Origin of the sequence: Saccharibacillus sp. WB 17 (genome assembly GCF_008634075.2) — a bacterium.
GTDB classification, from domain to species: domain Bacteria; phylum Bacillota; class Bacilli; order Paenibacillales; family Paenibacillaceae; genus Saccharibacillus; species Saccharibacillus brassicae.
Window position 1 is genome coordinate 289,898 of sequence record NZ_VPFK02000012.1, and the last position, 19,104, is coordinate 309,001.

Sequence of the window (19,104 nt, forward strand, 5' to 3'; positions counted from 1 at the left end):
CCGGAGGAAGGCCCCTTGACTCATTCTGGCGAAAGCGGTTTTTACTCTTTTTATTAAACGATACATATATATTGTTTGGCGATAAAAGAGAAGCGCCCTGTTCGTATTGGCAAATCGGCTTGTGGATGGCGTGAACGGACAAATTAAAAACCCGCGTTTTCCCTGAACGGGAAAACGCGGGTTTTGCTTCTTGCGTATGATAGCGCTTACTCTTATGCTCACCGGCAGGGACGGCGCAGATAGGCAGCTACTCCGCCGCCGCGCCGGCTCTTGCGCTTTCTTCGAGCCGATCCTGCCGGTACGCCTGCATAACCGTGTCGATCAGTCCCGGAAAACGGGTGTTCAGATCGTCGGTTCGCAGCGAAAGCAGCCGCTGGGTGCCCTGCGCCCGGGTATGGGTAATGCCGGCTTCGCGCAGCGCCCGCGCATGCTGGGACAACGTCGATTTGGCAATCGGTACATCGAAGCATTTGCAGGCCTGTTCTTCGCCGCTCTCGTAGATTTGCGCAACCATCTGCAGCCGAACCGGGTCACTCAGCGCATACAAAACGGACGGAAGCCGGATGTCTTTGCGGTCCGGATGATGAAGAAGTTTCATGCGAAGTCCTCCTTACGGGCGTTCGATTGACGGATGAAGTTTCAATTGTATTTTACAGCATCGCCTGCTATACTTCAAATGTTCGTTTATGACCGAACTATAGAAAAAGGAGCAATCACCATGAACCCACCCGCAAATCCGCCTGCCGAGGAGATCTCGCAGGACTCGAACCACCCCGTTCTGGCCCGAGAAGGCCTGACCATCCTCGTGTTCAGCATCGCCATTATTCTGGTCATCATGAATACGGCCATGTTCAATATGGCACTGCCCGACGTGACCGCCGAGTTCGGCATCTCCGGCACTTCGGCTTCCTGGATCGTGACCGGCTACTCGATCATGTTCGCGATCTCGTCGATCACGTTCAGCCGCCTGTCGGACTTCGTGCCGCTGCGCCGGCTGCTCATTACGGGACTGATCGCGCTCGGCCTCGCCGGCGTCGTCGGATTTTTTAGCCAGAGCTTCGTCGTGCTGCTGCTGTGCCGGATCGTTCAGGCCGCGGGCGCAGGCGGCGCCGTCTCGCTCTCCATGGTGCTGTTCACCCGGTATATTCCGCTCAAGCGCCGCGGCGGCGCCATGGCGACGATCATGTCCGCCGTGTCGCTCGGACTCGGGCTCGGCCCGGTCGTCGGCGGACTGATCGTCGAGAACCTCAGCTGGCATTGGCTGTTCGCGATCACGGCGGCCGTGCTGCTGCTCGTGCCGTTCTTCGCCTGGCTGCTGCCCAAAGAACTTCCGCAGCGCGGATCGTTCGACGCGCTCGGCGGCGTACTGCTGGCCGTCGGCATCACCTGCCTGCTGCTGTTCCTGACGAGCCGGGCGTGGATCGTGCTGCTGATCGGCATCGTCTCGCTCGTCTTGTTCGTCCTGCGCATCCGCAAGACGCCGGACCCGTTCGTCCTGCCTTCGCTGTTCGCGAACCGCCGCTATATGCTGCTCGTGCTCGCCGGCATGACGGCCTATATTTGCAACTTCGCAACGCTGTTCCTGCTGCCGCAAATTTTGACCAAAAATTTCGAATTCACGGCCGGCTATGCCGGATTGGTCATCTTCCCGGGTTCGCTGCTCGCGATCATCGCGTCGCGCAAAATCGGACGCATTATCGACCGGCACGGCAACCACGGTATTCTGCGCCTCGGCCCGGTGATGCTGCTGCTCTCGACGCTGCTGTTCGCGCTGTTTATTGGCCATTCCTGGATCGCCGCGATGCTGACGTACATGATCCTCAGCCTGTCGTTCGCCGCGCTGTCCAGCAGTCTGTCGAACGAACTGTCGCGCGTACTGCCGGAATCGTTTATCGGTTCGGGCATGGGCTTGTTCCAGCTGCTTCAATTTTTCAGCGGAGCGTTCAGCGTCGCCATGGCGACGACCGCGCTGGAATGGCAGCATACGCTGCCGCTCGGTACCGCCTACTCCAATATCTATTGGGGCCTGTCGGTCGCCGCGGTCGTCGCGATCCTGTGCGCGCTGTGGTATCGCCGGCATGCCCGTCTGGCGCTCGGCTGAACGCGGCCGATCCCGGCCGAGCGAAGCATTTGTCACATTCGCTGATTCCAAAACAAAACCAAAGCCAAAGCCCCGTTCATGTGGGCTTTGGCTTTTTTGGCGTTACTTCGATCCATACGCGTATGACATAATCGGACGGATCCGGCTCGGCCAGGTAGCTGAGCAGGTCGATAGAATACGTATCTCCGTTCACGGCGTAACCCTGTTCTTCGATGAAAGCGTTCATCCGGGCGTACGTATCCGGCATCGTCTCGTAGGAACCCCGATGATTCGCCGCCGCGTAGAGGCCGGCCGGCTTGATCCGCACGTCCGCGTCGACATTGCGGTTCGCCAGCTTGTTGCCGATATAATCCGGATAGTATTCCCCCGCAGCAAAGCGTTCCTGCCCGATGATGCTCCAGATCGCGGATTGGCAGTCGATCTGCCGCTCCTCGCAGACTTTCCGGTGCTGGCCGAGTTTGCGGATAAACTCTTTGTCCCCGCCTTCCGGACGAATCTCGACGCCGACAAGAGTCTCTTCCCCGCACTCCTCGATCCGGATTCCGTGTTCCAGGCCCTCCGAGGCCTGTTGCGCCATCGTCAGCGTATCGGCCAGAAAATGCTGCATCCGCTCGATCTTCCGCCGTTCCTTTTCCAGATCCCCGAGCTTTTGACGGACTAACCCGATCAACGCGTCCTTGTTCCGGTTTTGCAAAAAAGTTCCGATGTCTTTCAACGGTGTTCCCGTCTGCTTGAGCACGTTGATGATGTCGAACGCGTACGTCTGGTGCACGGAATAAAATCGATAGCCTTTGTCGTTCACGAACTCCGGCTGCAGCAGCCCGATTTCGTCGTAATGAAACAGCGTATGTTTGCTTACCCCGCAGATCTCGGCGAATTCGCCGGTCGTCAGATAAGGTTCGTGCGATTCCGGCATCGGTCGGCCTCCTTGTCGGCATTCGGTCGGTTCGAGTTGCCTCTTTTTATTGTAGCCGCCAAAAAGAAGATTGACTATAGGGTAACCCGATACTTTATGCTGCAAGAGTGAATCGAAACGGATTCAAATCAGTTGGATACGGAGGATAGACATGACTGCTTTCAAACGCTGGATTATTCTTGCGATCGTCTCAAGCGCGCTGCTGCTGATCGTGATGGATATGACGATTCTGTACACGGCGCTGCCGATCCTGACTCGCGACCTCGGGGCGTCCGCTTCGGAGAAACTGTGGATCCTGAACGGGTATTCGCTCGTCATGGCGGGACTGCTGCCCGCGATGGGCACCCTTGGCGACCGACTCGGATACCGCCGCATTTTCACGCTCGGCCTGCTCGTGTTTCTCGCAGCTTCGCTTACGGCCGCGTTCTCGCCGGTTCCCGCCGTGCTGATCGCTTCGCGCGTACTGCTGGCTGTCGGCGCTTCCATGATGATGCCGGCCACGCTGTCGATCATTCGCGTCACGTTCACCGACGAACGGGAACGGGGACTTGCGATCGGCGTCTGGGGCGCGATCGCTTCCGGGGGAGCCGGACTCGGTCCGATCGTCGGCGGGCTGCTGCTGGCCCATTTCCATTGGGGCTCGGTCTTCCTGATCAATCTGCCGATCGCGCTGGCCGCCCTGCTGTTGACCTTGTGGATCGTGCCCCGACATCAAGGCGATCCGGGGAAAAAGTGGGACCTGTTCGGGTCGTTCCAGATCATGGTCGCGATGGTCGCCCTGATCTACGCGATCAAGGAATTTGCCCGGCGAGACGGTTCTCCGGCGCTTGCCGCGGCAAGCGCCGCGCTTGGGCTGGTCGCTTTAGCCTTGTTTGTCCGTCGGCAGATTCGCAGCGCAGATCCGCTGATCGACCTGTCGTTGTTCAAGATTCCGCGCTTTGCCGCCGGCTTTATCGTGGCGTTCGTCGGCATGTTCGGCCAGATGGGCCTGCAATATCTCGTAACGCAGCGGCTTCAGCTCGTCGAGAACCTGAGCCCGCTTCAGGCGGGCTGGTTCACGGTCAGCATTCCGCTGGCCGCGGTCGTCGCGGGTCTGTTCGTCGGTATACGGCTGCACCAGGCAGATCCGATCCGGCTCAAGGTGTTCGCCCTGTTCGCCGCCGCTCTCGGCACGGGTCTCTACGCCTGGCGCTTCGACGGAGAGCCCGCCTTGCAAATTGCGGGACTGCTGCTGCTCGGCGCCGGTCTCGGCGCGGGCATGACGGCGGCTTCGCATTCGATCATGAACGAAGCGCCGCCCCACAAAGCGGGCATGGCCGCTTCGATCGAAGAAGTCGCCTACGAGATGGGCGGGGCATCCGGCATTGCCATTATCGGCAGTCTGTCGGCGCTGCTCTACACGCTGTCCATGCGGATTCCGGCAGGGCTGCCTGTCCCGGCCAACGTCAGGGACAGCCTGGACGAAGCGCTGCTGGCCGCGGACAGCCTGCCGGCGGCATCGGCGGCAGCGCTGCGGGAAGCGGGACGATCCGCGTTCGATGCTTCGTTCGTCGTCGTCGTGGCCGGCATCACGGCGTTCCTCGCCGCTGCGGCCCTGACCGTGGCCGTGATCGGAGCCCGGGCGAAGTCGCGCGAACGATCCGGCTCTTGAACGTGTTCAAAAAGAAAGAGCGTCCCAGCGTTTGTCGTCACTGACAATGCGCTGCGGCGCTCTTTTTCCGTATGTCGTTGGTGTTCTCCGCTCTTGTTCATCCGGCCCTTCATCCGGTTCAAGCTTCTCGATCACCTGCCGGATGATCGGCTCCAATGCGTGTACCGCTTCGTATCTGCCGCCCATGCTCCCCCACCTGTTCTTTTGAATAGAAATAAGGTTTGTTCCTTGTGGAGGTAGACGCTGCGTCGGACGGATTAGTTGGTGGGCGGTTTTTCTTTTAATTTTTTCTGGTTTTGATTTTGGTTTTTCTATTGTGAATTTTTCATTATATTAAATATTTTTTTAAAAATCATCTTGCTCCCCTGCCTTCCCGTCTCTCCGCTCACAAAGTCGCCGGGTTTGTTGTGCGCGGAATCACAAGCCTGCCTTTTAAAACTTTTACAATGAACAATATAGGCTTACGGATACGCGCACACATCCCGTCATTTCCATACGAATCGGAGGAATTTCATCCCATGACCATCTACCCCCGCCCGGCGCGCTCGATCGCAGAGCCTGCCGCATCGGAGATTGCCCCGCCGTCCATGTTCTGTTTTCAATGCCAGGAAGCGTCCCAAGGAACGGGCTGCACCGTCGTCGGCGTATGCGGCAAACCGCATGACGTCGCTAATCTCATGGACCTGCTGATCTACACGCTCAAAGGGCTCTCTTTTCTCAGCCTGGATCTCGATCTGCCGACCGAACTGGAGCGCCGGGTGTCGCTGTTCATCATGGACTCGCTGTTTGCGACCATAACGAACGCCAACTTCGACCGGGACTATTTTGTATGCAAAAATAGCGAAGCGCTGAAACTGCGGGACGAAGTCCGGGCGCTGCGCGGCTCCCTGTTCCCCCATGCTTCCGCTTCTCTGCCCGACGCCGCCGTATGGACAGCCGACGAGCACGGCTTCGACGGCAAAGCGTGGACGGTCGGCGTGCTGCGCACGGCAGACGAAGACATTCGTTCGCTGCGCGAACTGCTGACCTACGGACTCAAAGGCATGGCCGCCTACAGCTACCATGCCGGCCAGCTGGGCGAGATCGATCCGGCGCTTGATGCGTTCGTTCGCCGGGCACTGGCCGCGACGCTCGACGATACGCTGGAAGCCGCCGACCTCGTCGCGCTCAATCTCGAAGCCGGCAAATACGGCGTCGACGCGATGGCGATGCTCGACAAAGCCAATACCGGCGCCTACGGCCATCCCGAGGTCACGAAGGTCAAGATCGGAACGGGCAGCCGGCCGGGCATCCTGATCAGCGGCCACGATCTCAAAGACCTGGAGGAACTGCTGATTCAGACCGAAGGTCAGGGCATAGACGTCTACACCCACAGCGAGATGCTTCCGGCCCACTACTATCCGGCGTTCAAGCGGTATGAGCATTTCTACGGCAATTACGGCAGCGCCTGGTGGAAGCAGACCCGAGAATTCGAAACGTTCAACGGCCCGATCCTGATGACGACCAACTGCATCGTACCTCCCAAGGGCAGCTATATCGGACGGTTGTACACGACCGGCCATACCGGCTATCCGGGCGTGGCACATATTCCAGACGGCGTGGACGGCGCACCGAAAGACTATTCCGCGCTGATCGAACAGGCCCGGTCCTGCCCGCCGCCGACAGAGATCGAGACCGGCGAGATTACGGGAGGCTTCGCGCACCATACGGTGCTCGGCGTCGCCGATCGGGTCGTCGAAGCCGTCAAAAGCGGCGAGATCCGGCGTTTCTTCGTCATGGCCGGCTGCGACGGACGGATGAAATCGCGCAATTATTACACGGACTTCGCCCGCGAACTGCCGCAGGACACGGTCATCCTGACCGCCGGCTGCGCCAAATACAAATACAACAAGCTCGATCTCGGCGAGATTGCCGGCCTTCCGCGCGTGCTCGACGCCGGACAGTGCAACGATTCCTATTCGCTCGTCGTGATTGCGATGAAGCTTCAGGAAGCGTTCGGCCTGGACGATATCAACGATCTGCCGATCTCCTACAACATCGCGTGGTACGAGCAAAAAGCGGTCATCGTCCTGCTGGCCCTGCTGCATCTCGGGATCCGAAACATTCATCTCGGCCCAACCCTGCCGGCTTTCCTGTCTCCGAATGTCGCGCAGGTGCTAATCGACAGCTTCGGAATCGGCGGAATTACGAATGTCGAAGACGATATGAAGAGATTTCTCGAAGTTTGACTGGGAAAAGAGAACCCACCCAAAAAGCGCCGGATCGGGGATGCCGATCGGCGCTTTTTAACATGTTATCTTCAAAAAAATATTATTGCTCTAAAAAATCTTTTTCCGCCTACCGATAAGAAAGGGGTAGTTTTAAAATTAAGGAGGAACAGAGATTGAATTCCAGCAAAAAAATGATAGCCTCTTTGTTAATCGCAACCAGCCTTACTTCCCCATTGACCGCGTTCGCGGCAGAGCCTGCACCGGCTTTTAAAGATTTGGACAAAGCGGCCACCTGGTCCCGGGATGCGATTACCCAAGCCAAATTATTGAACTTGTTTGCCGGAGACGTGAACGGAAACTTCCGGCCGAGCGATCAGATCACCCGGGAAGAAATGGCAAAAATTATCGTCAATCTGTTGGAACTGCCTCTGAACGAAGATACGGATACCCGGTTCAAAGACGTACCCGCTACCGCCTGGAGCGCGCCTTATATCGCAGCGGTACAGCAAGCCGGCATCATGCTCGGCACCGGCGACGGACGCTTCAACCCCAAGCAGCTTCTCACGCGCGAGCAGCTCGCGATCGTGATCGTCAAGACGCTCAACCTGCCTTTGGAAGCCAACGCTGCATCTCTGAGCCAATTCGAAGATGCCGATACCATACATGATTGGGCGGCTCGTTACGTAGCCAGCGCGATCAAGTCCGGCCTGATGGTCGGTAACGGTTCCAAGTTCGAACCTACCGTGCGCACGCAGCGTCAAGAAGCCGCTATGGTCGCGATTCGTACTTATGCGGTCAAACAAGAACAAGCGTCGGTTCCGGTACCTGTTCCAACGCCTGCTCCAACGCCCGTTCCGGCTCCCGCGCCTGTACCGGCACCTGCTCCAACACCCGTTCCGACACCGGACCCGATACCGGTCTATATCCCGGACCCGACGCCGGTTACGACGCCGGTTCCAACACCGGTCCCTGCGCCGGAGCCGACCCCGGTTCCCGAGCCTGAGAACGCCGCGCCCAAAGCGACGCATTTGAAAATCAGCGGCAAGCTCAAAGTGGGCGAAAAGTTGAGCGGAGGATATCTGTTCGAAGATGCCGAGCAGGACAAAGAACAAGGAACGTCGCTCAAATGGTATCGCGTAGACCTCCAAGGCAAACGCACCGAAGTCGGCGCCGGCCCGACCTATACGCTGGTTGCGGAAGACGCGGATCACGGCATTGCTTTTGAAGTGACGCCTGTCGACGCTGCAGGTAAAATCGGCCTGGCTTATGCGGTAAGTTCCTCCTTCACCGTGCTGCCGGCCGAACCGGTTGTGCATGCGCCGAGCGCTACCGAGGTCACGATCAAAGGCACTTTTGAAGTAGGCCAACGGATTAACGGCAGCTACTCGTTCCAGGATATCGATCTCGACCGGGAACAAGGCTCGACCTACAAATGGTACAGACAAGAAAGCGACGGTTCGAAAGTAGAGATCAGCGGGGCGACCAGTACGTTGTATATCCTGACGGTCGCGGACGCCGGCAAAAAAATCATCTTCGAAGTGACGCCGATCGACGCTTCCGGGCAAACCGGCCAGCCGGTCTTTTCCGAAGCTTTTGCGGTAACGGATCCGGCTCCCGTATTTACGGATGCGGTGCCTACGATTGCTCAACCGGAGAACCAGTTGTTTTCGCCCCGCCCTTTGACTCCGGATTCCAAAGACGGAGATCTGAAAAGCGTGATGTTGGAGAGAAATCTCGAGACAGACATTTCATATATTCAAGGACATCCTTACGAATACACTTATCCGGTAACCAATTACAAGCTGGGCAGCCCAATCACGGCAAACGGCTCTTACAAACTGACGATCATGGATTATGCCGGTCAAAAAACATCCACGTATTTTACGATCGATCAGAGACAACCTATGCTTACAGACGTGTATGTCCCACAAGACACCAGTTATAAGCCCGGACAGGGCATTACCTTAGCCTTTACTTATGGCACCGCAGTTAAATTACCTGCTGGAACTGCTCAAACCATGCAAAATTTCGAACAGGCGTTAAAAGAGGTAAATTCGAGCTATACTTTTGGAGTAGGAAGCAAGCTTGAGTTTTCGGGATATAATAGTAGCTATTCCCCGGACTTCGCGACATCCCTCATGATCACTTTGGGAGATCATGCTTTTATCCCTGATGAAGGAGTCATTCTTACCGTCAGTCCGTTCCTTATTCTATCTCCTTCCGAAATACCCGTAGGACCGATCGATACAAGTACCGGTAAATTCACCATTGCGATTCCTTCCCTTGTTCAACCTTAAATAAAAAACCAGAAAAAGAGCCGCCGAATTTTTCGGTCGGCTCTTTTTCTGGTTTTTGTTGTTTTTCTATTGTGAATTTTTCATTATGTTAAATATTTATTTAAGCGGATAAATGACTTCAACTTGCTCCAGCTTCCGCAGCTCCTCGTTCAGCACATGATTATGATCGGCTCCAACGATACACAGCATTTTCTTGCCCGGATGCCGCTTGATCGCATTCTTGATCCGCTGCATCATAATGATGTGTCTCCCCGTCCAGCGAAATACATGCGCTTCGGCGTCCAACTGCTCCAGCCATCTATATTTCAGGCTTGTCGTTTCGTCAAAAGCTGCGCAGTTGAACGCGATTTCTCCTTTTCCCGCCGCCGTAAGCTGCTTGTCCCACCATTTGTCCGACTCGGCCTCAAGGTCGGCCCGTTCTTCCCCCGAATAGTGCCGTATAGGATCGAAATCGTTCCATAGGTCGAGTTCCACCCAATCGATCGGCTCGAACGCGTATCCTTTCTCTTCGCACAATGGCAAAATCAGCTCGTAATATTCGCTCGGCGGTTCTCCCCAGTATCCCCGATCAAGCGGGTTCTGTCTGTATTTTTCCCAGCTCGCCGGCAGCACTTCCCCACAGATTACGTCCGGATCGAATTCAAGAATGAGCGCCTGAATTGTCTCCAGTGTGAGCCCGTGCTGCATCCGCAGTTCTTCGTTATGTACCACTCCCAAAATACCTATTTGGTTCATTGTTTTGCCTCCATTTACGTTTTCCTTTTTACTAATGGATAGTAAAGATTCGGTCTTTAAGTCCTTATTTTCATTTTAAACACACGATAAACTAAGTATTGGCCGTACGCCAAATTCGCAGTCGGAGGTAAACAAGTGAACAAACGTATCCTTTACGTCGCTGCAAGCGCCCTTGTATCTTTCTCCTTTTTCGCGTTTTTAGATTCTCACTCTTCCGACAAGCCGCATACCGAAACGGAAAACAAAAACGAACGCAAAGTGAAAAACGGCATAGAAATCAGTGCCACGCCTTCTCTTGAAGCGCCTTTGATCATCCCTATTCCCCGAGCCGACCCCGACGAACCTTTTGAAAAGATAAGAGGCGTAGCCTTTTAAAGCTTGATCACTTTTTCCGGCAGCTCTACGTAACCAGATAGCAGTTCGACCGTGACGCTCCCGCCAAACTCTTTATCTACCGGACCCACCATGCAGATTCGACTCTTTAACCCATGGGGTCCCAACTCCCGGTCAGGTTTGAAAAACAAGGCCAGATCACCGCTCCCCGCTACAGATCGGGGCTTTGCATCCAAATGATCTTGTGCATAAAAATTCAACTGGATATCGTCTTCGGATTCGTATTCGACCAGAACCAGCTCTTCATTTTTGGAATACGCGGATTCAAGGCTTTCCCTATATTGATCTTGGTAAGACTGCCATTCTTTGTCCGTGTATCCCTGCGGCATCGGTTTTTCGAAGGTTGCTAACGCTTCTTGCCAAATATCGTAGCGGGTCACGGCGTTGATGTAGAAGAAACGAGATTTGTCGTGAACAGAATCGTGGAACGAATACTGGATTGCTGGCTGAACCTCTCCGAATTCCAGCACGATCGGTTCGATCTGCACAGGGACGCTGCGAACGGTACCGTCGAACTTCAGCGTGATATCGAGCTCTTTGTCGAGATCAAGGTCCGGGAAAGGCAAGGACGGGTCCTGTTCGTTGACGGTCAGACACAAGCGGTTCAATTCAACGTCCGCAAAACTTGTAAAATCCGCCCCTTTTTCGACAAAATGCTGCAGCTTCATATAGGCTCCGAAGTCCTGTTCCGTAATGAAATTGGACTCCGACGAATGGAACGTCAAGGTCTGGCCTTGAATGATCATTTGGGAAATAAAATCTTCTTGATGTCCAAAATCGGTTTGCTGCTGGATCTTTTCCCGATTTGAACGGGGCTCTTCGGATCTGTACACCGTTTCTTGCGCGTCCGGCGTTTCCGGCATTCGGCTCAGCATCCACAGCTTGTGACCCTGCTGCTCCGAGGTGATCGAAATTAGCAGAACTTCGGTATTGTTGATTGTGACCAAACGGTTGAGCAGAATTTCGCGATCGGGGATTAGCATCATTTCTTGCAGTTCTTTGAGCCGCATAAAGACCTCCCTGGATAAAAATGAAGTCGTGCTTTTTGTTGCTGCTTGCCTGACCATGCCCGATAACGGAGTATACGGCTTATGTTCTGCGTTTTCAGCTTAAAGCTTAATAGTCAATTCCGGCAGCTCCAGCGAATAAGAGAGCAGTTCGACGACAAAACTTCCGCTAAACGTTTTGTCCACCATACCGACGGTGTCTACCCGACATTTTAATCCGTTGCGTCCCAACCCGCGTTCGGTTTTATAAAAAACGGAAAATCCTAAACCGCCGGTCCAGGCCCGAGGTTGTGCATCCAAATAATTTTTCGCCAAAAAATTCAACTGGATATTGTCCTCAGCTTCGTATTCAATAACAGCAAGATCTTCTCCTTTGGAACAAGCCGATTCAAGGCCTTCCAGATATTGTTGTTTGAATTCTTGCCATTCTTCTTCTGTAGAACTCTCAGGGGTAGGCTTTGCGAAGTTTTCTTCGACTTGTTTCCAAATATCATCCCGTGTTAATGCATGAATATAAAAGAAACGATTTTTCTGGTTAAAAGGATCATAAAAGACACGCTTGATTTCTTTTTGCGTATTTCCGAATTCCAGCACAATTGGCTCGGTGTCTATAGGAACACTGCAAAAAGTACTATTGAACTTCAGCGTGATATCCATTTCTTTGTTCAAGTCAAAGTTCGGGCAAGGTTCGGAAGGGTCCTGCTCATAACAAGTGAGAAACAAACGATTTAACTCAGCGTCCGCAAAACTTCCGAGCTGCAGTCCTTTTTCGATAAAATGCTGCAGCTTCATATATGTTCCGTGGTCCTGCTCCGTGCAATAATCAGACTGTGCCAGATTAAAAGTCAGGGTCTGGCCCTGAATAATCATCTTGGAGATATAATCTCCTTGACCGTTAAAAAAAATCTTTTCTTGAAAACGATCGCGGATTGTAAGAGTCTCTTCGGACTTATGAACCGCTTTTTCTTCAAACAATTGTTCGGGCAGTTTGCGCAGCGTCCACAGCTTGTGACTTTGCTGCTCCGACGTAATCGAAATCAGCAGAACTTCGGTATTGTTGATTGTGAACAGACGGTTAAGCAGGATTTCGCGATCGGGAACCAGCATGCTCTCTTTCAGTTCTTTTAGCCGCATAAAGACCTCCCTGAATAGATTATGGTTTTACGTTCGGCTCTGCGCATCCCGCACCATCCGAATCGGGCCCTGCACGTTGAGCTCGATCATCTGCCGCGTCATTTCTTCGGGCGTCTGCTGCATGCCTCCGCCGATCCAGCCGTGAATGACGCCGACGTAAGCAGAACCGATATAGCTTGCGATTACGTCTTTTTGTACGGGCAGCCGGCTCTCGTCCAGGTTCGCGAACTTCTCTTCATAGAAACGGGCAAAATAACGCTTCATGTACTGAACGAAGTCCGTCATCGCTTTGCGCTCGAACATCACTTCGAAAAAGGAGCGATGTTTTTTGACGTACGCAAAAATGCGGCCTGCGATATAGCGCTGCTGCTCCTCGATCGACAGGTCGCGCGGCTGCGACTCTCTCGCTTCGCCGAACAGGTCGTCCAGAATATGGTCGGTTACGCTGCGCAGCAGATGGTCTTTGGTCTCGTAATGCAGGTAAAACGTTTTGCGGTTCACGGTTGCCCGCCCGGTAATATCCGCGATCGTGATCCGCTCGTACGGCTTTTCTTCCAACAGTTCCAAAAAGGCGCCGTGCAGCAGCTCCCGCGTTCTCGTGACCCGCGGATCGGGGCGTTTGGGCATTTCTTGTGAGGGATCGGGCATGGGGACACGCTCCTGCTTCTGTATAGGAATGAATATTATCGGATATTTTCGCCACACTCTAACTATTTGCGAGGCATAAGCCCCGATCGTGTATAACGTGACCATTGTAGCACAGTTCAACTCGTTTTATACTGGTTATACATTGAATACAACTTAATTGTTAGAAACCAAAAACAGAAATCCCAATAGACAGGAGATTGAACTTCCATGACGACTCAACCGAACACCGCTTCTTCGACCGATTCGATTTCCGCGCACGATCTCGTTTTGCGGCAGCGCCGCTTTTTCCGTACGGGTCAAACGAAAAGCGTCGCGTACCGCATCGAGGCGCTCAAGCGTCTGCGGCAGGGCATCGAAGAGTACCAACCGCGCATTCTGGCCGCGCTGCGTGCCGACCTGAACAAATCGGAAGCCGAAGGCTACAGCTCGGAGATCCGTCTGGTTCTCGGCGAACTGGATTACACGCTTGCGAATCTGGAGCAGTGGGCCGCTCCGCGCGTCGTGCCGACTTCCGAGCAGATTGCCGGCGGCGCAAGCGCGATTCATCCCGAGCCTTACGGCGTCGCGCTCGTGATCGCACCGTGGAACTATCCGTTCCAACTCGCATTCTCTCCGCTGGTCGGCGCGATCTCCGCGGGGAACTGCGCCGTGCTTAAGCCGTCCGAACTGACGCCATCCGTCTCGAAGCTCAGCGCCGACCTGATCCGCGCCTGCTTCCCGGACGAATATGTCGCCGTGATGGAAGGCGAAGTCGAGACGAGCACGGAGCTGCTGCGCGAAAAGTTCGACTACATCTTCTTCACCGGCAGCACGCCGGTCGGCAAAGTGGTCATGCGCGCCGCTGCGGAACATCTGACGCCGACCACGCTCGAACTGGGCGGCAAAAGCCCCGCGATCGTGCACAAAGACGCCAACTTGCAGCGCGCGGCCCAAAGCCTCGTTCGCGGCAAATTCCTGAACGCCGGCCAGACCTGCGTCGCCCCGGATTACCTGCTGGTCCATGCAGACGTGCAAGAAGAACTGCTGCGCGAAATCAAGCTTGAGATCGAAGACAAATACGGCGCGGACGTAACGCAGAATCCGGACTTTCCGCATATCGTCAACGACCGCAATTTTGACCGGCTGAGCCGCTTCCTGAATGACGGCGAAGCGCTGCTCGGCGGACGCACTGTGCGCGAGCAGCGGCTGATCGAACCTACGCTGCTGCAGGGCATCGACTGGAATTCCCCGGTGATGCAGGACGAAATCTTCGGTCCGATCCTGCCGGTCATGACCTATACCGAGCTGGACCCCGTACTGGAACAAATCGTCGATCGGCCCAAGCCGCTCGCGCTGTACCTGTTCACCCGGGACCAGAAAGTGCAGGATCTCGTCCTCAATACGGTCTCCTTCGGCGGCGGCTGCGTCAACGAGACGCTGCTGCATATGAGCTCGCACGAGCTGCCGTTCGGCGGCGTCGGCGCAAGCGGCATAGGTTCGTACCACGGCCGCCAGAGCTTCGAGACGTTCTCGCACCACAAGTCGATGCTCGTGCGCAGCGTATAAGTTTCGCCTGCCGCTCTCCCTTACCTCCCCGCTTCTCTTCCCTCTCATCTTTTCCCCTTGCACCGAACGCGGTCTTTCGCCAAGCAGCGAAAAGACCGCGTTTTTTTGCGTTTTCCGCGCATAGGCCGCTCTGATTGCCGGGCCTGCCTCCTGCTGCGGCGTCTATTTTTTTATCCCATACGAAAGATCCGATGTAACCGAACAGCCGCTTCGCCCATCTAATGTCTATCTTCACTTCCCAACAAGAACAAGAAACGCCCAGAAAGGAACGATGCCTCATGGAAAACGAAGAATGGATTCGGCGAGCGAGAGACGGAGATCGGGACGCTTTCGTCGCCTTGATGCGCCAGCAGGAAGAAGCGCTGCACCGGATGGCCTGGTCCATGCTGAGAAAAGACGAAGACGTGGCGGACGCCATGCAGGAAACGGTGCTGAAAGCGTATCGGTCGCTGCCTTCCCTGCGGGAGCCGAATTATTTCAGGACGTGGTTGTTCCGCATCCTGATCAACGAATGCAATACGCTGCTGCGAGGCCGAAAACGTACGGTATCCGTCTCCGACTTCCCGATCACCGCCTCCCCTGCCAACGAGTATGACCGGGTCGATCTGCGCGACGCGGTCGACCGGCTGGACGAGAAACAGCGCACGGTCGTCATTCTGCACTATTTCGAAGACCTCAGCGTGGCGCAGACGGCGCAGACGCTGGAATTGACCGAAAGCGCGGTCAAAACGAGGTTGATGCGGGCCCGGGCCGCTCTCATGCAAAAATTCAAATCGAATCCGAAAGGGAGTATGCATTATGAATCGATCTAACGCCGAGCAGCAGTTGGAACACGAATTGAAACAGGTTGGCCGAACCCCCGCGCCGCTCTCCCCGCTTGTCCGTTCCCGCTTGGAGGCGACTTACGCGTCTCTCCCGGCTGCGGCAGCGACGAATAACAGTTCCACGGCCGCCGCGACGATGCACGGGCGTTCCGCCACGGCAGGCGGGGAAATCGAAACTCCGAAGGCCGGACGCCGTCCGGGTACGGCCCTGCGCAAAGCGGCCGCCGTCGCCGCTTCGGTCGTCGTTCTCTCGGCCGGGCTGTTCGCTTCCGGGTTCGTCTCGCCGGCGATGGCGGACACGATCCGCGACATTCCGGTCATCGGCAGCCTGTTCAGCCAAATGGAAAACGATGCGGGACTGCGCACCGCGGGCGAACGCCATCAGGGATCGCTCGTCGACGCGGCCGCCGCGTCCGGCAGCGCGCGCCTGAACGTGCGCGAGACGATCTTCGACGGGACGCGAATCGCTTTTGCTGTCGAGTTGACGGTGCCGGGCATTCAAAGCGCAAGCAAACTGGAAGAAAACATGCAGACGGTACACGTGAAGCTGGACGGCATCGGCGAATTGGACGGCGTCTTCTACGATACGCCGGAATATCAAGGCGGCGACACATACGGCGTGCTGATGAACCTGCCGCTGAATACGGATCAGATTCGGCAGCTCGGCACCCGCTTCGACGGCAAACTCTCGATTTCGATTGCCGGCCAGCCGCAGCCGCTGAGCGTGACCGTGCCGTTCGAGCGGATCGAAGGAGTCCGCGAACTGCATCTGAATCCGGGGCCGTCCGCAAGCGACGACCGCTATGCGCTGAGCATCGATGCGCTCGACGTGACGGCGTCGACGGTGCAGCTCCGCACGTCGCTCTCGCTTCGCGACCAGTCCGCTTCGGCGGCCAAGCGCGAAGCGACGCTGCTCCGCAGCGCTTACGAGATCGTCGACGATCGCGGGCAGACGCTCGACGTCGTAGGCGGCGAAGGCTCGCTCGTAGACGGCAAGATGACCTACGCGTCCAACTACGGCGCCGATCTGAGCCGGGCGAAGTTCATCGTCGTGAAGCCGTATATCCGGGGGACCGGAGCCGGCGGCGCGGGAGATACGGCGAAGATCTATCTGACAGGGCTGGAGATCCGGATCGATCTGCAATCCGCGGCCGCCAAGTAAACGCGGCGAGTGCCGGAAACTTCGGCGGCCGTCTGCCTTCACCTTCCGGGCAAGACCAAAAAGACTCCGCGAGCGCAAACTCGCGGAGTCTTTTTCGGTTTCTTTTCGCAGACAAGCTTCGACCGGCGCATATCCGAGTTTGCCTTAAATGGCTTTACGCACCTCTTCAAACAAAATGTTGTTCTCCATATGGATATGCTCGAACGTGTCTTTTTCCAGCGCTTCCAGGCGGTTCAGCACGAGGCGGTGCGTACCGCAGGCATCGATCGGAGGCACGAAATCGCCGGTGATCTCGCGCAGTTCCTTGAGCAGTTCGCCGGCCTGCGCATGTTCGCTTTCCAGTTCGTTTAGATACGGTTCAAGCGCCTGCGCGGTGTCTGCGGAAGGGCTGCGGAAATACGTTTCCAGCAGCGGGAACACGTTCCGGTCTTCGTCTTCGGTATGTTCCAGCAGCTCTTTTTTGAGCAGAGAGAAGATCTCCTGCACCCGCAGCAGATAAGGCCGACTGCCGCCGTGCACGCGCGCAAGCTTCGTCACGTAAGGCGTCAGCGCCGGCAGTTCCTGACGCAGCGCCTCGTGATACTTGCGCTGGATATGCGCGATCAGTTCCTGCGGTTCAAGCGAAGCCGGCTGCATCTCCCGGTGTTGGGCCGCCTGCTCGTCGATCTGTTCGATCCGGCGCAGCACTTGCGCGGTATCGAGTCCCCGCTGCTCGGCCGCCTGCCGGATCGGCATTTTGCCGCCGCAGCAAAAGTCGATCCGCAGCTCGCGGAACAGATCGCCCGTACGCGGCTGCCGGCTGACAATGTCCGATACCCAGGTGTCTGCGTTGAATGCGTGTTGCTTGGTAGTCATAATCGTTTCCTCCCGTATATGAAGATGAATGCCGAGGTCCGGCGTCGATTTCTTCTTCAGTATAGGCGGGCGCGAGCGGCGGCCTTGTGATTCCAAGCACTTTTTTTCACAAGTATTATTTTCTAAACGTCCGCTCGTAATCTTCGAACCGGATCTTGCGAATCCAACTGCGATCGACGGTCCGCACGATAAGCCCTTCCGCTCTCCCGGCGACTTCCATACCGACCTGCGTCTGTTCGAATCTTTGCATATACGCAAACGTATCGGCAAAAGATACAGGGAATTCGCCGCGGTCGATCTGATCCAGCAGCGGCGCCGCCTGCAGATTCAAAGTGTCGAGCAGCGTTTTTTTGGCAGATTCGTCGTAAAAAGGTTGCTTCCCGCGGTCACGCCAGCTTGCGATTTGGTCCTGGGGCAGCGCAAGCATGGCGTCCAGTTGTTCCCGGTCCAGCGAAAAAACGTCGAATACCCGGTAGTTTTGCGTCTTGTTATCCGAATAGTGTCTGGATGCTTTGGTCTTGCCGCCGTACGATTCCTGATACAGCACGGTCAGGGCCCATTCCCGGGAATCGGACTGCGTCAGCTCGCCGATAATCCGTTCGGCGACCGGCCGCAGAAATTCCGCGATATTGCCGTAGGGATTGCCGATCCGGTCTCCTTTGGCGTACAACAATTCTTCTCTTGATCCGATCAGGTAATCGATTTCGCCCGACGGTTGGCTCAGCAGAATGATTCTGGAGTTTTCCCCGTCGACCTTCTCGTAGACGTACAAGTGCTCCGCCGCGCCGAATTCGGCCGGTTCGGTCAGCGCCTCGTTCAACCGCCCTTTCTCGCCCAGCTGATGATACGTCAATATGCTCGGGTATTTGGTCAACGAATTGATTTTGTGCAAATCCATGTCCTTGTTCATGTTCCTGTCTCCTCTTCGTTACGAATTGATTCGAAACAGCAGCGCGAACTGCTTGGCCATAAACGACGGCGTATACGGCATATCGCTGCGCAGCCAGCCTCCGATCGTGCCGATCAGGGCGGCGGAACCGAACCAGACGGCAACGTCCGGCTGGACCTGGGTGTTCTTGACCGGCATGTCCCGGATTCCCGCCGTGATCTTGCTGACGAAGACGTTGAGCAGCCGCTCGTGAAAAATGGGCGCTTTGCGTGCTCCGAGAATCACTTTGTAAAAGTCGGCGTTGTCCGCGATATGTTCGAGCAGGCCGAGCAGCATCGTCTCGTTCGTGCCGCTGCGGTGCTGTTCGATCGTGCGCGTCATGACGCGCTCCACGTCCCGCGCCATCTCGTCGGCCATCGTCTCCAGCATGTCGTGAATATCCTTGTAATGGAGGTAAAAGGTGACCCGGTTGATCGTCGCGCGCTCCGCGATCCGGTTGACGGTAATCTTGTCCACGTCCATTTCCTGCATGAGTGCGATCAGGGCATCTTTCAGCAGTTGGCGGGTGCGCAGCACGCGGGGGTCGGTCCGTTTCTGTTTCGATTCGCTCTTCGGTTCAGTCATGGTTGCGCTTCCTTTTCATATGTTTTTATTTACACATCACAAACTTGTGTATATTATTCAAATTTTAAACAACATTCCGGCGGACTTGTGCAAATTAATCGACATTTACGCAA

18 protein-coding genes are annotated in these 19,104 nt (G+C 55.8%); 8 read left to right on the forward strand and 10 right to left on the reverse strand.

Annotated elements, in window-relative coordinates; translation table 11 throughout:
* Positions 1 to 247 precede the first annotated feature (247 nt).
* Complete coding sequence (locus FTE24_RS05295) at positions 248 to 598, reverse strand: ArsR/SmtB family transcription factor (protein ID WP_150228959.1); 351 nt, start codon at positions 596 to 598, stop codon at positions 248 to 250.
* A gap of 120 nt (positions 599 to 718) precedes the next feature.
* On the opposite strand from FTE24_RS05295, the gene FTE24_RS05300 reads away from it, so the two are divergent.
* Positions 719 to 2,101: an MFS transporter gene (locus tag FTE24_RS05300; protein WP_150228957.1), complete on the forward strand. Its 1,383-nt coding sequence runs from the start codon at positions 719 to 721 to the stop codon at positions 2,099 to 2,101.
* Positions 2,102 to 2,177: 76 nt separating this feature from the next.
* On the opposite strand, the gene FTE24_RS05305 is transcribed toward FTE24_RS05300, so the two are convergent.
* Positions 2,178 to 3,017: a MerR family transcriptional regulator gene (locus FTE24_RS05305; protein WP_150228955.1), complete on the reverse strand. Its 840-nt coding sequence runs from the start codon at positions 3,015 to 3,017 to the stop codon at positions 2,178 to 2,180.
* A gap of 151 nt (positions 3,018 to 3,168) precedes the next feature.
* On the opposite strand from FTE24_RS05305, the gene FTE24_RS05310 reads away from it, so the two are divergent.
* Positions 3,169 to 4,668, forward strand: coding sequence for an MFS transporter (locus FTE24_RS05310; RefSeq protein WP_150228953.1), 1,500 nt, complete (start codon positions 3,169 to 3,171; stop codon positions 4,666 to 4,668).
* Positions 4,669 to 4,674: 6 nt separating this feature from the next.
* Here FTE24_RS05310 and FTE24_RS05315 read toward each other — a convergent pair whose 3' ends face one another.
* Positions 4,675 to 4,854, reverse strand: a complete 180-nt coding sequence (locus FTE24_RS05315; RefSeq protein ID WP_150228951.1) for a hypothetical protein — start codon at positions 4,852 to 4,854, stop codon at positions 4,675 to 4,677.
* 401 nt (positions 4,855 to 5,255) lie between these two features.
* Here FTE24_RS05315 and hcp point away from each other — a divergent pair, with 401 nt between their 5' ends.
* A complete protein-coding gene (hcp, locus tag FTE24_RS05320) occupies positions 5,256 to 6,896 on the forward strand; it encodes a hydroxylamine reductase (protein WP_150230632.1) in 1,641 nt (546 codons plus the stop codon).
* Positions 6,897 to 7,051: 155 nt separating this feature from the next.
* On the forward strand, positions 7,052 to 9,175 hold the full coding sequence (locus FTE24_RS05325) for an S-layer homology domain-containing protein (protein ID WP_150228949.1): 2,124 nt from the start codon (positions 7,052 to 7,054) through the stop codon (positions 9,173 to 9,175).
* 96 nt (positions 9,176 to 9,271) lie between these two features.
* Here FTE24_RS05325 and FTE24_RS05330 read toward each other — a convergent pair whose 3' ends face one another.
* On the reverse strand, positions 9,272 to 9,910 hold the full coding sequence (locus tag FTE24_RS05330; protein ID WP_150228948.1) for a hypothetical protein: 639 nt from the start codon (positions 9,908 to 9,910) through the stop codon (positions 9,272 to 9,274).
* Positions 9,911 to 10,045: 135 nt separating this feature from the next.
* On the opposite strand from FTE24_RS05330, the gene FTE24_RS05335 reads away from it, so the two are divergent.
* Positions 10,046 to 10,285 carry a hypothetical protein gene (locus tag FTE24_RS05335; RefSeq protein WP_150228946.1) on the forward strand — a complete coding sequence of 80 codons (240 nt, stop codon included), beginning with the start codon at positions 10,046 to 10,048 and terminating at the stop codon, positions 10,283 to 10,285.
* Here the strand turns inward: FTE24_RS05335 and FTE24_RS05340 are convergent.
* The 3 genes from FTE24_RS05340 to FTE24_RS05350 all read right to left on the reverse strand — a co-directional run bounded on the left by FTE24_RS05340 (position 10,282) and on the right by FTE24_RS05350 (position 13,092).
* A complete protein-coding gene (locus FTE24_RS05340) occupies positions 10,282 to 11,313 on the reverse strand; it encodes a hypothetical protein (protein WP_150228944.1) in 1,032 nt (343 codons plus the stop codon). The two genes, FTE24_RS05335 and FTE24_RS05340, sit on opposite strands and share 4 nt — an antisense overlap.
* 99 nt (positions 11,314 to 11,412) lie before the next feature.
* Complete coding sequence (locus FTE24_RS05345) at positions 11,413 to 12,444, reverse strand: hypothetical protein (protein ID WP_150228942.1); 1,032 nt, start codon at positions 12,442 to 12,444, stop codon at positions 11,413 to 11,415.
* A gap of 27 nt (positions 12,445 to 12,471) precedes the next feature.
* Positions 12,472 to 13,092 carry a TetR/AcrR family transcriptional regulator gene (locus FTE24_RS05350; protein WP_160441658.1) on the reverse strand — a complete coding sequence of 207 codons (621 nt, stop codon included), beginning with the start codon at positions 13,090 to 13,092 and terminating at the stop codon, positions 12,472 to 12,474.
* A 207-nt stretch (positions 13,093 to 13,299) separates the two neighbouring features.
* On the opposite strand from FTE24_RS05350, the gene FTE24_RS05355 reads away from it, so the two are divergent.
* From FTE24_RS05355 to FTE24_RS05365, 3 genes are all read left to right on the forward strand, one after another.
* Positions 13,300 to 14,637, forward strand: coding sequence for an aldehyde dehydrogenase (locus FTE24_RS05355; protein ID WP_150228939.1), 1,338 nt, complete (start codon positions 13,300 to 13,302; stop codon positions 14,635 to 14,637).
* Between the two features lie 278 nt (positions 14,638 to 14,915).
* Complete coding sequence (locus tag FTE24_RS05360) at positions 14,916 to 15,449, forward strand: RNA polymerase sigma factor (RefSeq protein ID WP_150228937.1); 534 nt, start codon at positions 14,916 to 14,918, stop codon at positions 15,447 to 15,449.
* A complete protein-coding gene (locus FTE24_RS05365; RefSeq protein WP_150228935.1) occupies positions 15,436 to 16,623 on the forward strand; it encodes a DUF4179 domain-containing protein in 1,188 nt (395 codons plus the stop codon). Before FTE24_RS05360 ends, FTE24_RS05365 begins: the two co-directional genes overlap by 14 nt.
* 144 nt (positions 16,624 to 16,767) lie before the next feature.
* Here the strand turns inward: FTE24_RS05365 and ric are convergent, their stop codons facing one another.
* The 3 genes from ric to FTE24_RS05380 all read right to left on the reverse strand — a co-directional run bounded on the left by ric (position 16,768) and on the right by FTE24_RS05380 (position 18,991).
* A complete protein-coding gene (ric, locus tag FTE24_RS05370) occupies positions 16,768 to 17,478 on the reverse strand; it encodes an iron-sulfur cluster repair di-iron protein (RefSeq protein ID WP_150228933.1) in 711 nt (236 codons plus the stop codon).
* A 115-nt stretch (positions 17,479 to 17,593) separates the two neighbouring features.
* Positions 17,594 to 18,388 (reverse strand): RNA ligase family protein, encoded by a 795-nt coding sequence (locus FTE24_RS05375; RefSeq protein WP_237401644.1) that lies wholly within the window; start codon positions 18,386 to 18,388, stop codon positions 17,594 to 17,596.
* Between the two features lie 18 nt (positions 18,389 to 18,406).
* Positions 18,407 to 18,991 carry a TetR/AcrR family transcriptional regulator gene (locus tag FTE24_RS05380; RefSeq protein WP_150228931.1) on the reverse strand — a complete coding sequence of 195 codons (585 nt, stop codon included), beginning with the start codon at positions 18,989 to 18,991 and terminating at the stop codon, positions 18,407 to 18,409.
* Positions 18,992 to 19,104 lie beyond the last annotated feature (113 nt).